The sequence below is a fragment of the Kitasatospora sp. NPDC001540 genome (assembly GCF_042894345.1).
GTDB lineage: Bacteria > Actinomycetota > Actinomycetes > Streptomycetales > Streptomycetaceae > Kitasatospora > Kitasatospora phosalacinea_C.
Genome location: NZ_JBIAVO010000068.1, coordinates 1 through 12,988, shown reverse-complemented (window position 1 = coordinate 12,988; position 12,988 = coordinate 1). Strand labels below are relative to the sequence as shown.

Here is a 12,988-nt window from a genome sequence, read left to right as displayed (position 1 = left end):
GCTACCTCGCCGGCCTCCAGCTTCGCGGCGCGATGATCTGGATCAAGGACCTCACCAGGACCACCCCTTGATCACGACCAAATACGCTCCCTAGGACAGCCCCAGGTTCACCCCGGCGAACCGGACATAGCGGGCGGCGTGGGGCGGTCCTGGGACAGTCCGCGACGCTCCGTTCCAGGCCGCCGGGCGGCCGGGCCGGACGCTGGACACAGGTGGACACAGATGGCGTCGCGCGACACTCCTACCTGGGAAAAACGCCTCTGTCGGTATACAGGAGAGGCAAATGGAGACAGATCGAGGGCGGGTGGCCGGCCCCGGCCGCGGCCCGGTGCGGGCAGTGGTGGACAGGCCCAGCAGGTGCCGCGTTTCCCCTGGACATTGGCGCGAATCCCCTGGACAACCGCCGGGCGGGCGGCGTGACCCGGGTGGGCCGGGGGCGGTTGGGAGGGCAGGACGCATCCCTCCCCCTCCCCTACTTCACGGCGGCCCGGCCTGGGCGCCGGGCTGACCGCGCTGCTGCCCACCACCGAGCCCGTCGGGCCCACCGCATCCGCTGGCCACCGCGCCACCGAGCAGCTCCTGCTGCTGCGCGAGGCGGCGGTGCCGGTGCCGGTGCTCACCGCGGCGGTGGAGCTGCTCGGGCTGCTGGCCGACAGCGAGGATGCGGTGACCCGGGAGGCGGCGGCCCAGGTCGCGGCCCGGCTACGCGCGGCCGCCGAGGGCGTCCCGGACCGGTGAGGTCCGGGACGGCGGGTTCACCGGTCCGTGTCAGGTCCGGGCCGGGTCCTGGCGCAGGGCCAGGGAGAGGGCACGGGAGGCGAGGCGGGGGTAGCCGACCAGGAGCCGGTCGGCCTGCGGGGACCGGGCGCTCATGTGCTGGAACATGGTGACCAGCTCGGCTACGACCTTCTGGAACTGGCCCTCCAGCCACGGGAGTGTCAAATCAACAACGGTGTAAATCCCCTGGTCAGTTGATGGTCAGCGGCCTGCGGAGAGGCGGCCTTCGAACGTGATATCGAAGGTGTTGAGGGCCGCCTTCCAGCGGGTCATCCAGAGCTTGCGGCCGGCGCCGGTCGGGTCGTGCTTCTCATAGCCGAGGTGGTCGGTGAGCTCGCCCTCAAGGGCGGACTCCAGGATCTTCTTGGTGAGCTGCTGCAGCAGCCCGCCGGCGCCGGTCAGGCCCTCGGCCCTCGCCCGGTCGACCAGCTGCCCGATGAGCTGGTCGTCGAGCGCGTCCTGGCGCTCGGCAGCCGGTTTCACACCGGCAGCCTCGACCTCGGACTCCGTGGCGTGAATCGTCACGTCAGACGCGCGGTGCTTCCTCTTCCCGGGCAGGTCAGCGACCCACCCTGTCAGATCGGGTTACACCGTTGATCAGACACTCCCTCAAGCTCAGGTGACCGGGGTCAGCTGGTGCTTACGGGCAAGCAGAGCCAGACGGTGTTGGAAGTTGTGTTTGTAGCTAGGACAGGGAGAGATTCCCTCGGACCAGAGTTTGGGGCAGGATCCTCCACAGATGCCGAGCATCGGGCATTTGCTACAGGGGACTTCCTTGTTCTGGAGTTGGTCGTGCCAGGAATCGAACGGCCCGCTCGGGCGGAGGTCTGCGAGCGTGTTGTCGCTGATGCGGGCGAGCGCCTGCGATTGCTCTGCTTGCGGAACCAATGGTTGTTCGCTGCACGAGAAGATGGCTCCGGTGCTGCTGATGATCTCGGAGCGTTTGGTGACGGCTGCGCAAACGACCGGCTTGGATGCTGTGGGCAGGATCGTGAAGTTTAGACCAAGGTCGGTCATGGTGGTCAGCCAGGCCGACTCGCGGGCTGCGTAGGTGGTGGCGTTGAGTGCGATGCCGGACACGTCGTTGGACCAGGCGTGGACCGGTTCCAGCGTGAAGGTGACCCGGGAATGCGCAAGGCCTGTCTCCGCCATGTGGTGCAGATAGGTGTCAATGTGGTCTGCGTTGTCCTTGGTGACGTTCGTCCGCAGCTCGAAGGAGACGTCGGCCAGGTCTTGGTCGGCGAGGGCTTCGGTGACGAGCGAGGTGATGCGGGTGAAGGACGTTCCGCCGGATTTGAGGATTCGGCTACGGTCGTGGATCTCCTTGGGACCGTCCAAGGTGATGCACAGCTTGGTGATGCGGCCGTCGTTCCGGAGCCGGTGGAGCTTGCGCAGGGTGAGAAGTGAGCCGTTGGTGACCATCATCGCGCTGTAGCGGACGCCGTTTTGGTCGGCAGTTGCAGTGAAGCGGGAGCTGAGGTCCAACAGGACGGCATATCCCATCATTGGTTCGCCACCGAACCAGCGAATCTTTACTTCTTGGGTGCTGGGGGCCTTAATGGCCCGCTCGACCCGGGCGGCGACGGCTGCTCGGTGGTCGGCAGGAAGGCGCCCCTTGGTGTGCTGCTGACCGCAGTATGTGCAGCCCATGTTGCAGTAGGAGGTAGGCATCAGCGTGAAGGACCGGTAGCCGTCGGCTTGGGCTGCTTTCCTGGATCGCTCAACGAGAACGTCCATCTCGCCGGTTGCGGCGGGAACAACGATCTCGGTGTCGATCAGGCGTTGGAGCAGAGCGGCGTCGGTGGTGGGAACGCGTCCTGCGCGTAGTTGGTCTGCAGTCTGCTCGTCGAGGGCCATGGGGACTGCCCGCCGCGTGCCGTAAACCAGCCTCAGGCGCTTTCCGGCAGCGTTGGTGTAGAGGTTGTCGCTGTAGATGGCGTAGCGGCTGGGCTGCAGGATGGTCATCGCGGCGTCCGGGCACCGCAGCAGTCGCCGTCGATGTCCTCGTCGCTGACGTTGGCGGGGTGGGGCTGGTCGCTAGGGGTCAGGAAGCGAGAATCGATCGGGGTAGGGTCCCCGTCGATGTGGATGACGGCGTCGCTGGTGATGAGGTCGATGTGGATGTCGGTGAGGTATTCGACGACTTCGAGGAGTTGGCCGTGCTGGCCAAAGCCGATGTGGACTCCGGGGTGGCGCTCGTTGATGTGCGAGTTCATCCCGATGAAACCGTCGATGCCGGTGTTGGTTCCAAAGCCGAGCTCGCCGACGTGGTTGCCGTGGTCGCTTTGGAGGCAGCGGGCGAAGAGGGTGGAGATGAGGGGGTCCGCACAGTGGTAGGAGGTGACGTCGCTGTTCTTGATCTCGACGGTGAGCGGGTTGTCGCCCAAGCGGGCGTCCATCTGCACGGCCTTGTTGACGTTGAAGGCGCCGTCGGCAACGAGTCGGCCGGTGACCGAGGCGGGATAGGTGGCGACTTCGCCGGCGGGGAGGATGACGAAGGAACCCGGCCGCCAGATGCCGCGGTTGCTGAGCCAGCGGTAGCGGTCGTTGTCGAGGGTGATCTCGAGTTCGCTGCCGGAACTCGTGGTGACCGCGAGGTGCTTGGCGTGGAGGAAGCGTTCGAGTAGGCCGGTGTTGAGGGCGCTGAGCTCCTCCGGGGTGGGTCCGAGGGCGAGGCGGAAGAAGTCCCAGCTGCCGTTGATGATGCGGATCGGCAGGACTTGGTCGCCGTACTTGTCGATCTCGTGTCGCAGGATGTGGGCGTGCGACATGGTGTCACGTTCGATGGTGATGACGACGAGGCGGCCAGGGAGGCTCTCGGGGGCCGGGAGGACCGCCTTGAGGCGTTCGTGGAAGGTACGGTCTTCCACCGGTGCCATGGCAAGCGTGGTGGTGGCGACGTTGCGGTCTCGGGCGGTGAGGACGAGCAAAGAGGTCTGGTCTCGGCAGTCCGGGGTGTAGATGACGAGCAGGGTGTCGGTCGGCTGCAGGTGCGCGTAGCCGTCGAAGAGGGTTTCGACTCCCTTGAGGACACGGGCGTCGATCGTGGTTTCGGCAGGGGCGGTGGTCACGGCGTGCTCCGGTTCCATGTCTCAGTGGCTGCTGGTAGGTGGAGAGGCACCGGGGGTGCACGCCACGGCGTGCACCCCCGGTTGCGGAGTGCTTAGAAGCAGCCGCCGTTGAGGATGTTCCACAGGCCGGGCAGGTTCTCGTCCGAGAGCAGGTCGCCGGCGGTGACGACCTTGTCCTCGTGGACCATGATCGGCTCGCCCTGGGCCAGCTCCGCGTTCAGGGCCTGCAGGCGCAGCTCAAGAGTGGTCATGCCATACTCCTTGGTGAGAGTGGATCAGTTGGGTGACGCGGGACGTGCAGGTCCCGCGTTCGGTACGAACCCCCAGACCATTCCGGGCGGCACAGGTGCAGCACGGCTGGTCCGCGGTCGGTCCGGCGCTCCGTGCAGGGAGCGAGGACCAGTCTGTGGGCGACGCTTCTACGACGTCACATCCCGGGCTACCCGGGCGATTTCAACCGCACCTTCACGTGGCACAGGCTTACGGTGCACGAGGTAGCCGGTAGTGAAAGAGTCAGAAGCAGCCGCCGTTGAGGATGTTCCACAGGCCGGGCAGGTTCTCGTCCGAGAGCAGGTCGCCGGCGGTGACGACCTTGTCCTCGTGGACCATGATCGGCTCGCCCTGGGCCAGCTCCGCGTTCAGGGCCTGCAGGCGCAGCTCAAGAGTGGTCATGCCATACTCCTTGGTGAGAGTGGATCAGTTGGGTGACGCGGGACGTGCAGGTCCCGCGTTCGGTACGAACCCCCAGACCATTCCGGGCGGCACAGGTGCAGCACGGCTGGTCCGCGGTCGGTCCGGCGCTCCGTGCAGGGAGCGAGGACCAGTCTGTGGGCGACGCTTCTACGACGTCACATCCCGGGCTACCCGGGCGATTTCAACCGCACCTTCACGTGGCACAGGCTTACGGTGCACGAGGTAGACGGTGGCTGTGAGGAGCAGAAGGAGAGCTCCTGCGGCAGCGTAAAGAGGGCGGGGCGCCACCATGGTGGCGAGGACACCGGAGCTTGTCAGCGCGAGCACTGTGGCAGTGTTGAGGAGTGCCGAGTGCGCAGCGACTGCGCTTCCGCGGTGCTCGGGTTCGACGGCTCGTCCCAGTGTGGTCTGGCGTGCGACTCCGAAAGCACCGTTTGCGGCTCCGGCGGCGAGCATGAGGGCGAACAGTGCTGGCAGGCTGTTCAGTATCGCGGCGGTAGCCAAGGCAAGGCCGACGGCGACGACTGTCAGAGTGGCAGCCGGCTGGGCGGATCGTTGGGCGAGGATCCGCCCGGCGATGCCACTACCGAGAATCTGTCCTGCGGCCCAGACCATCGTCACCAGGCCGAACATGAAGGACGAAGCCTGGTAGTCGTCCCGGACGAGGTACACCTCGACGACGTTGGTGATCTGGAGTGTGAAGGCGAGCGCGGTGCCCAGGACGACGACGCGTGCTGCCGGTGCTTCTCGGATCAGGATGCGCAGCCCGTGTTGGAGGCCTGATTTCGGTGGACTCGAAGGCTGTTGCGAGGTGGTGTGTTCCTGCTCCGCGCCGGAGTGGGCGGGGAGCAGCAGGGCCACAGCGGGGACCACGAGGTACGTGGCGGCGTCGACCAGCAGGACGCCGCGGAGACCGACAGCGTCTTTGAGGATGGCGCCGACTGCCGGGCCTATGAGGAATCCGAGGCTTGTGGCCATGGAGACCTGTGCGGCGGCTCTGCTCATTAGCGGACCGGGTGAGGCGTCGAGAACGGTCTTGGTGAAGACCGGGGCGGCTACCGCCATCAGCCCCGAGAGGGCTGCTAGCAGCAGGATCAGGAGGACTGGAGTACTTATGAAAGCCATCCCGAAGCAGACAGCCACGAGGGCGGCGCCGGCCGGGAGGAGCGCTCGGCGTGCGGGGTACCGGTCGGCTACCCGCCCGGCGAGATCGGCGAAGACGATAGCGGGCAAGGACATGGCCGTGAACAGGCCGGTAATGCTTGCGCTTCCGACCCCCCGGTCGTGGAAGTCGAGCATCAGGGCTGTGATGGCGAGTCCGTCTCCCATGCAGGACACCAGGAACGCGCCGGCGATGGCCGTCACGTGCCCGGGGAGACGGCCGCTGGTGGCGGCCGAAGTCATACTCCGAAGGTAATACTTCGAAGCTTGCTTCGCAACAAGCTTCGAAGTTCTTACTTCGAAGTACTGGCTTCGGGAACCGCTCTCAGTGAGATCGCCACCGGCCGCCGCCCTTCGACCGCCCGCTCGCGCGAGCGGCTCGAGAAACGCTCCATCAACTCGTTGACCTGGCTGAGCAGTTCGAGCAGTTCTTCAGGAAGAAGCTCCACCCGGGCATTGAGGAAGGACAGGGCATCCCTCCACTCCTGGGGCTCGGACGCCTCGACTTCGAGCCACTCCTCCAACTGGCGATCACTTCGAGAGAGCACCTCCCTCAGCAGGTGCCGGCTGGCCCCGGCATCCTCAGCGGCCCCCGCGACCACCATGCCCGAGGAGCGGGCACGCCACAGATGTTTGCGACCGTCACTGTGCTCCGCCTCTTCGATGAGGCCGGCATCGGCCAGTGCGCGCAGGTGATAACTGGTGGCGGAGGGCGACAAGCCCGTGACTTCGGCACACTCCGTGGCTGTGCCGGGGCCGACCTCCGAAAGGCGCGCCATGATCGCCAGTCGGGCGGGATGGGCAAGGGCTCGCATGATCTTCGGGTCCTCGATGCGCAGAGGTGTCCGGGCGGGGGTACGGGGAAGCTGCATAGCGTCATAATATCCGAAGTTTTTCTTTCGAATCTACCCCCTATGGTCGGCCATACGAGGAAATATCGGACGGATACAGACTGGCTGTGCGCACCAACCGTGATGCGGGCAGCTCATCGCTGTGAACCGACCCGGCCTGGGCAGGCCGTAGCGGGCGGCAGGGGGCTGGACAGGGCGCCCCGGCGGCGGACAGGACCGGGAGCCTGCCCGGTGGACATGCCGGGCGGGTGCCGCAAATCCCCTGGGCATCGGCGCGTTTCACCTGCACAAACCCGTCCGTGGACCGGGGCGGGTGGGCGTGGCGCAGGCGGGCCCGGGGCGGTTGTCCGGGCATGACGCACTCCCCCCACCAGCGCCGGCGGCCCGGCCTGGGCTCCGGACTGACCGCACTGCTGTCCGCCGCCGAACCCACCGGGCCTTCCGCGTCCGCCAGCCATCGCGCCGCCGTCCAACTCCTGCTGCTGCGCGAGGCGGCGGTGCCGGTGCCGGTGCTCACCGCGGCAGTGGAGCTGCTCGGGCTGCTGGCCGACAGCGAGGACGCGGTGACCCAGGAGGCGGCGGCCCAGGTCGCGGCCCGGCTGCGCGCGGCGGCCGAGGCCACGGCCGTCCCGGGGCGGTGAGGTGCAGCGGTGCGGTTCAGGCCTGGGCCGGGTCGAGGGTCGGGTCCTGGCGCAGGGCCAAGGCGATGCTGTGGGCTGCGAGGTGGGCGGTGGTGTGCCGGAGGGGGCGGTCCTGGGGGTCGACCAGGTAGGTGAGCGGTTCGCCGAGGCCGATGAGGGCGAGCCAGCCGTGGCCGTCGCGGTTCTCGGACCAGCCGACGAGCTGGTCGTCGCGGGCGATCAGGCACAGGTCGTCCTCGGTGGCCCAGCCGCGCATCTCCCAGCCGGGGCCGATCTCGGTCAGCGCGCTGGCGTAGTCGGTGGTGTCCAGGTCCAGGCCGCGGCGGGCGATCGGGGCCAGGCCGAGGGGGTCCGGCTTCGGCTTCGGCTCCGGTTCGGGGGCGGGCGCGGCAGCGGCTGTTTCTCCGCGCGGAGGTGTCGGGGCCGTGTCGGGGGCGTCCTGAATATCTCCGCGCGGAGGAGTGAGGTTCGCCGGATTACCTCCGCGCGGAGGAGTGAGGTCGGCTCCGCCGGACGGGGCGGACACCGGGCCGGGGACGGGCTGCGGCCGGTCGGCGGGGGAGTGCGGAGAAGCAGGAGCATTACCTCCGCGCGTGACTATTCGGCCGTCGGCGCCGTCCTCGCCACCTCCGCCATTACCTCCGCGAGGAGGAACGAGGGTCGGCTCGACGGGGGCGGCGGGCGCCTGCTGCTGGGAGGGCATCCCCGCCAGCGGCGACCAGTCGCCGTCGCCGTGCAGGGTCTCGTAGCGGATGGCGCGGCCCAGGCGCAGCATGCGGCCGCTCAGGGCGGTGAGGCTGGTCTCCAGCAGGCGCAGCACCTCCACCCCGCGCTCATCGTCGCTGGCCTGGGCGGCGATGGCGTCGATCCGCTCCAGGTAGCCGGTGGCGATGCGCTGGATTCGGGCGGCGGCCTCCAGCAGCTCCTGGCGCTGGGCGCCGGCCCGCACCGGGCTGCTCTCCGGCCCGCCGTCATTACCTCCGCGAGGAGGAATAAGGGCGGCGGCGAGGGCGTCCTGCCGGCGCTCGACGGCGGTGCGCCGGTACGCCTTCGACTCGCAGGACCGGTTGCAGCTCTTCTTCGGCCGGCCCCGACCGGTGTGTGGCGGCAACTCCTTGCCGCAGCCCCGGCAGACGGCGCCGGGACCGCCCCCTCACTTCTCCGCGCGGAGGATTCCAATTTTTCCCGCGCGGAGGAATCCGCCGGGGGTGCGGCGGCGCGGGCGGTCGGCACCACCGACGGCGCCGACACGACCGCGCCCTGCCGCAGGAGAGCGACCCGCTCCTGCTCGGTGGCGGCGGCCCACGGGTCGTCGACGCCCGCCAGCGCCTCGGCGGCCTCGGCGGCCTCGGCGGCCTCGGCGGCGAGCAGGTCGGTGTCCGTGGGGGCCGAACCAAAGGCCAGCGCCCGCAGCGCGCCCAGCAGGACGACGGGGGTGGTGTGGTCGCGGGAGCAGGTCAGGCGCCCGGCCGGGCCGGGCAGGTCGGCGGCCAGGCGCTCACGGACGGTGATGACGGCGGGCCGTCCAGCCAGGAAACCCGCCAGGCACCGGAGCACTCCTGGTGGACCCGCAATACGCAGCCGTGCTCCTGGCTGAGGGCGTCGACGACGCCTGGACCCACCCGCTGCCGCTCTCGGTCCTGCTGCCGCCCGCATCAACTCCCGTCCCGTCAGGTGCCCTCCGGCTGCCGGGCATCCTGCCACCGCGGCCCCACGCCGGTGGGGATACCAGGAAGGACCTCGGCGTTGTGGAGCTCCAGCCGCTGCCGCTCGTGGCCGGCCGGGACCGGGTAGGGGAGCCGGGCTTCGACGTCCAGGATGTCCAGAACGTCGGCGGGCACCTGCCCGGGGTGATGGACGACCCCGGCCCAGGGCTGCGAGCACACCGCTCCACAGGAGTCGGCAAGAGGCCCTGCTCGGTGGGACGGGTCAGCACCCACGGCAGGGAGGACAGCGCGGGCAGTACCGTCTCCAGCGGGATCCGGAAGTGGATCACCGTTGCGCGGAACTCCGTGGTTCACACCTGCCCGTGCTCGGCGGCCCATTCGATGATGGCCACGAAGGCCTGATCGAGGTTGCTGGCGTGGCCCAGGCGTACGCCGTCGCCGTTGTCTTTCCGCCCGTAGGCACCCCATCCGCCAGCGTGGCCGACGGCCCATCCGATGGCCATGAACCCGTCGTGATAGGCGGGATGCCACAGGAAGACCGTCTCCTCTCCGAACTCGACTTCGCTGGTCGTCCGGTACCCGGCCCGGGCCAGTTCCTTCTGCATCTTCCGCGACGGCTCCGTCACATCTCCCCCTGACTGGATAAGCATCCTCAGGTCAGGCACTCGACGTGAGGCGTAGAAGCGGTCGCCGGGGCGGAAGTCCAGGTGACGGCGGTGCTGTTGTCGGGTGCGGGTGCGTTCATGGCGGATCCAGTGAACCCCGTGGCAGGTAGAGAGGGGAAGGGCCGTGCGTGTCGAGCAGAGGAAAGAGGTACCGACGGCGGCCACCGCCGCCCGGCACCCGGCTCGCTCGCGCGCCGCGGCGGCCGTCTGCCGCAGCACCCGCCGCCCCGGCCCATCCTCGCGCCCCGCCTCCCCGGCGTCCTGCGGGAGCGGCTCCGCGCCGGGCTGCTCCTGCTCGGGCACGGCATCGAGGAGGGCATGGGCGCCCGCGGCGCGGTGGGCGGCGTCGACGGCCTCGGCGACATCCGCCGCCCGGCGCTCCTCACGCTCACGCACCGCGGCAGCCATCGGATACGTCACCCAAGAGAAATAATTACCATATGAGATTTTCATACGGTAATCGTGTTAAGCATGGAAACTTCTACCCAATTCGCCAGTTTGCCACCTTGCAAGGAATTGCGCGACACCCAACCCAACTTCCACTCTCGGCGGCGTGATGAATGCCATGTTTGGGATTGGATTTTTCAAATTTCACCTATTTTAATCGGACAATCCCGACAATTTTACCTTTTTAACTTCTTGACCTCGCCCGCAGGCTCAACTTAATATCTAAGGGCACTGAGGCGGGAGTTCTCGACTTCAATTTCTGGACCGCCAGGAAAAAGGAGGGGAAATGGGAAAGATCAGAACGGCAGTAATTGGGGCGCTGTCTGCATTTTTGCTTGGGATTGGAATGGTTTCTGCGGGCCCTGCATCGGCCGCATATATACCGGCCGACTCTCTCTGTCAGACCTGGAGTGATGGTACTACATTCGGTGCCTACTGCTCCTATAACAGCGTTTATAACGTTTTTCGGGCTAGGGCTCACTGCGCAAACGGGAAGGATGCTCCGACTCAGCCTTACGCTTGGATAGGCGGCACCCTCTGGTCATATTCTTATTGCAGCAGCGTACATTCGACTATCTCTAGAACCTGGATCGAAGGCGATATTTTCTGATCTCCGGCCTTGATCCGGGAGAGATTCCCGGCGGGACATCCTCTGCCAGGTATCGCTACCAGCCGCACGGAGCTGACGCGGCCGAGCGCGGACATGGGTGAGGGCCCCGACGGAGCTTGCGGCGGGCCCCTCGCTGACGGGCCGGGCAAGCGCCGCCGGCGGTCAGCGGTTGGGCAGGCTGGTGATGTCGGCGATCTGATGGCCGGCCAGGTAGCGGTGGCGGACGAGGTGGTCGGCGAGGGTGGTGACGGCGGGCCAGTGCGGCTCGAGCAGCGTGTCGGCGAGGTCGTGAACGGCGAAGTAGTCGACCGCGCCCTCGCCGAAGCCCAGCATGCACGGGCTCGCCGAGTCGAGGAGCGCCGTACGGTCGGCCCAGACGCCGGTCTCTACCGCCACGGCCCGCTCGGGGGTCCACAGCCTGGCCTCGCGCAGCCACCGGTCGGCGGCCCGCTCGCCCGCCCCCAACACGGCCGCGAACGCCTCGTCGGTGGGCAGCGGGGCGTCCCAGTGGGTGGTACCGCTGGAGCCGTCGACGACCGGGTCCGGGGAGAGCGTGGAGAGCTGCACGTGGTGCAGGCGGCCGCGGCCTGCGAGCACGGCGACGGCGTGCGCGGCCTCGTGCACGGCCGAGATCAGGTCCACTCGCTCCAGCGACAGGTTGGGGTCTGTCCATCGAACGGTGTAACTCGGTTGGGTTGAGTTAGCGGCGGCTGGCGGAGAGTCGGCCGTCGAAGGCGATCTCGAAGGCGTTGAGTGCGGCCTTCCAGCGGGTCGTCCAGCGTTTGCGGCCGACTCCGGTCGGGTCGAGGGACATGATCGCCGTGTAGACGCACTTCAAGGCGGCCTGCTCGTTCGGGAAGTGCCCGCGCGAGCGGACGGTCTTGCGGATCCGGGCGTTCACCGACTCGATCGCGTTCGTGGTGCAGATGACCCGGCGGGCCTCGGCGTCGAAGCTGAGGAACGGCACGAACTCGGCCCAGGCGTTCTCCCAGAGCCGTACGATCGCCGGATACTTCCTGCCCCAGGGCTCGGTGAACTCCACGGACTGCTCGAGCGCGGCTTCTTCCGTCGGCGCGGTGCAGACGGGTTTGAGCGCCTTGGAGATCTTGTCCCAGTCCTGCCGGGCCGCGTAGTGGAATGAGGCCCGGACCAGGTGGACGATGCAGGTCTGCGTGACGGCTTGCGGCCAGAGCGCGGCAATGGCGTCCGGCAGGCCCTTGAGGCCGTCGCAGACGACCATGCAGACGTCCGCGACGCCGCGGTTGTTGATCTCCGCCAGCACGTGCAGCCAGTACTTGGCGCCCTCGCAGCCGTCGCCGGCCCACAGTCCGAGGATCTCTCCCGTGCCCTCGACCGTGACCGCGAGCGCGACGTAGATCGGCCGGCTGGCGACCTGGCCGTCGCGGAGCTTCACGTGCACGCAGTCGATGAACACCACCGGATGGACCGGGTCGAGCGGCCGGTTCTGCCACTCGGCCATGCCCTCGATCACCTGGTCGGTGATGGTGGAGATGGTCTGCTTGGACACCTCCGCGCCATAGACGTCGGCCAGGTGCGCGGAGACCTCACCGTGCGTCAGACGGCGGGCGGACAGTGACAGCACCATCTCGTCGACGCCGGACAGCCGCCGCTGACGCTTGCGGACCAGCTGCGGCTCGAACGAGCCCTCGCGGTCGCGGGGGGCGTCGATCTCGACCGGGTGCCGTTGCGCGAGTTCCCGCTGCCGTCCCCGGCCGGATCGTGCTTCTCGTAGCCCAGGTGGTCCGTCATCTCGTCCTCGAAGGCGGACTACAGGAGCTTCTTCGTGAGCTGCTGGAGCAGGCCTCCGGCGCCGGTGGGCTGCAACCCGCTCGCGGGCCCGGTCGACCAGCTGCCCGATCCACTGGTCGTCCATGGCGTCCAGCTGCAACTCCACCGGCCGCACGGCCTCCACGGCCTCGGCCGAGGCGGTCATGCCTGTCATCAGGTGCTACTTCCTTGATCGGGAGTCACACCGTTCTTTGTACAGACCCCGGTTTACACCGTGGTGGCGAAGACCGGGTCCGTGCAGGCGTGGTCGGCGATGTAAACCGGGTTTATGTCGGGCCCCGCAGGCAGGTTCTTCTGTCTCGTGCCACTGAACCTTGACCGTTTGCCGCCGAAGGTTGACCAACGCTCGTTTCTGTCGCTGAAGGTTGACCGCCCAGGTCACTGCCCGGTCTGTGGGGCCACACCGCTTCGAGGTCGGCGGGCTCTTCTAGGCCGTGTCTCGTAATTGATCTTGTGGTGGGTTATTGCTCTTCGGCTCGCAGCCACAGGATCAGCGAAGCAAGGACGACGCCGGCCCGGTAGCGGTTGGCCAACTTGTCGAACCTGGTGGCCACTGCCCGGAATTGCTTCAGCTTGGCGAAGCAGCGTTCGACGAC

The 12,988-nt window shown here is 67.8% G+C and carries 13 protein-coding genes and 3 pseudogenes; 2 read left to right on the top strand and 14 right to left on the bottom strand.

What is annotated here, in order from left to right:
- Window positions 1-606: 606 nt before the first annotated feature.
- On the top strand, window positions 607-738 hold the full coding sequence (locus ACFY00_RS37435) for a hypothetical protein (protein WP_388038543.1): 132 nt from the start codon (window positions 607-609) through the stop codon (window positions 736-738).
- A gap of 30 nt (window positions 739-768) precedes the next feature.
- Here ACFY00_RS37435 and ACFY00_RS37430 read toward each other — a convergent pair whose 3' ends face one another.
- The 8 genes and pseudogenes from ACFY00_RS37430 to ACFY00_RS37395 form a co-directional block, all read right to left on the bottom strand.
- Window positions 769-942 carry a hypothetical protein gene (locus ACFY00_RS37430; RefSeq protein ID WP_388038541.1) on the bottom strand — a complete coding sequence of 58 codons (174 nt, stop codon included), beginning with the start codon at window positions 940-942 and terminating at the stop codon, window positions 769-771.
- A gap of 120 nt (window positions 943-1,062) precedes the next feature.
- Window positions 1,063-1,260 (bottom strand): annotated as a pseudogene (locus ACFY00_RS37425) (IS256 family transposase); the annotation flags it as partial.
- 132 nt (window positions 1,261-1,392) lie between these two features.
- Window positions 1,393-2,742: a radical SAM protein gene (locus ACFY00_RS37420; protein WP_388038539.1), complete on the bottom strand. Its 1,350-nt coding sequence runs from the start codon at window positions 2,740-2,742 to the stop codon at window positions 1,393-1,395.
- Window positions 2,739-3,848, bottom strand: coding sequence for a hypothetical protein (locus ACFY00_RS37415; protein WP_388038536.1), 1,110 nt, complete (start codon window positions 3,846-3,848; stop codon window positions 2,739-2,741). The genes ACFY00_RS37420 and ACFY00_RS37415 overlap by 4 nt, the downstream gene beginning before the upstream one ends.
- A gap of 92 nt (window positions 3,849-3,940) precedes the next feature.
- Window positions 3,941-4,099: a hypothetical protein gene (locus tag ACFY00_RS37410; RefSeq protein ID WP_388038533.1), complete on the bottom strand. Its 159-nt coding sequence runs from the start codon at window positions 4,097-4,099 to the stop codon at window positions 3,941-3,943.
- Between the two features lie 262 nt (window positions 4,100-4,361).
- The gene (locus tag ACFY00_RS37405) at window positions 4,362-4,520 is read right to left on the bottom strand and encodes a hypothetical protein (RefSeq protein WP_388038533.1); all 159 of its coding nucleotides are present in this window, start codon (window positions 4,518-4,520) and stop codon (window positions 4,362-4,364) included.
- 168 nt (window positions 4,521-4,688) lie between these two features.
- Window positions 4,689-5,945, bottom strand: coding sequence for an MFS transporter (locus ACFY00_RS37400; protein WP_388038531.1), 1,257 nt, complete (start codon window positions 5,943-5,945; stop codon window positions 4,689-4,691).
- A 50-nt stretch (window positions 5,946-5,995) separates the two neighbouring features.
- A complete protein-coding gene (locus tag ACFY00_RS37395; RefSeq protein ID WP_388038528.1) occupies window positions 5,996-6,574 on the bottom strand; it encodes an ArsR/SmtB family transcription factor in 579 nt (192 codons plus the stop codon).
- Window positions 6,575-6,906: 332 nt separating this feature from the next.
- Here ACFY00_RS37395 and ACFY00_RS37390 point away from each other — a divergent pair, with 332 nt between their 5' ends.
- Window positions 6,907-7,194, top strand: coding sequence for a hypothetical protein (locus ACFY00_RS37390; protein WP_388038526.1), 288 nt, complete (start codon window positions 6,907-6,909; stop codon window positions 7,192-7,194).
- 16 nt (window positions 7,195-7,210) lie between these two features.
- On the opposite strand, the gene ACFY00_RS37385 is transcribed toward ACFY00_RS37390, so the two are convergent.
- From ACFY00_RS37385 to ACFY00_RS37360, 6 genes and pseudogenes are all read right to left on the bottom strand, one after another.
- The gene (locus ACFY00_RS37385; protein WP_388038523.1) at window positions 7,211-8,305 is read right to left on the bottom strand and encodes a hypothetical protein; all 1,095 of its coding nucleotides are present in this window, start codon (window positions 8,303-8,305) and stop codon (window positions 7,211-7,213) included.
- 559 nt (window positions 8,306-8,864) lie between these two features.
- Window positions 8,865-9,035: a hypothetical protein gene (locus tag ACFY00_RS37380; protein ID WP_388038522.1), complete on the bottom strand. Its 171-nt coding sequence runs from the start codon at window positions 9,033-9,035 to the stop codon at window positions 8,865-8,867.
- Window positions 9,036-9,211: 176 nt separating this feature from the next.
- Window positions 9,212-9,979 carry a hypothetical protein gene (locus tag ACFY00_RS37375; RefSeq protein WP_388038520.1) on the bottom strand — a complete coding sequence of 256 codons (768 nt, stop codon included), beginning with the start codon at window positions 9,977-9,979 and terminating at the stop codon, window positions 9,212-9,214.
- Window positions 9,980-10,745: 766 nt separating this feature from the next.
- Window positions 10,746-11,225: a hypothetical protein gene (locus ACFY00_RS37370; protein WP_388038517.1), complete on the bottom strand. Its 480-nt coding sequence runs from the start codon at window positions 11,223-11,225 to the stop codon at window positions 10,746-10,748.
- Between the two features lie 58 nt (window positions 11,226-11,283).
- Window positions 11,284-12,537 (bottom strand): annotated as a pseudogene (locus ACFY00_RS37365) (IS256 family transposase).
- Window positions 12,538-12,853: 316 nt separating this feature from the next.
- A pseudogene (locus ACFY00_RS37360) lies at window positions 12,854-12,988 on the bottom strand (IS5/IS1182 family transposase); the annotation flags it as partial.

Coding starts and splice junctions, on each gene's coding strand:
- ACFY00_RS37405 (WP_388038533.1), bottom strand. CDS start 4,520: ATGACCACTCTTGAGCTGCGCCTGCAGGCCCTGAACGCGGAGCTGGCC.
- ACFY00_RS37420 (WP_388038539.1), bottom strand. CDS start 2,742: ATGACCATCCTGCAGCCCAGCCGCTACGCCATCTACAGCGACAACCTC.
- ACFY00_RS37400 (WP_388038531.1), bottom strand. CDS start 5,945: ATGACTTCGGCCGCCACCAGCGGCCGTCTCCCCGGGCACGTGACGGCC.
- ACFY00_RS37395 (WP_388038528.1), bottom strand. CDS start 6,574: ATGCAGCTTCCCCGTACCCCCGCCCGGACACCTCTGCGCATCGAGGAC.
- ACFY00_RS37375 (WP_388038520.1), bottom strand. CDS start 9,979: ATGAAAATCTCATATGGTAATTATTTCTCTTGGGTGACGTATCCGATG.
- ACFY00_RS37390 (WP_388038526.1), top strand. CDS start 6,907: ATGACGCACTCCCCCCACCAGCGCCGGCGGCCCGGCCTGGGCTCCGGA.
- ACFY00_RS37410 (WP_388038533.1), bottom strand. CDS start 4,099: ATGACCACTCTTGAGCTGCGCCTGCAGGCCCTGAACGCGGAGCTGGCC.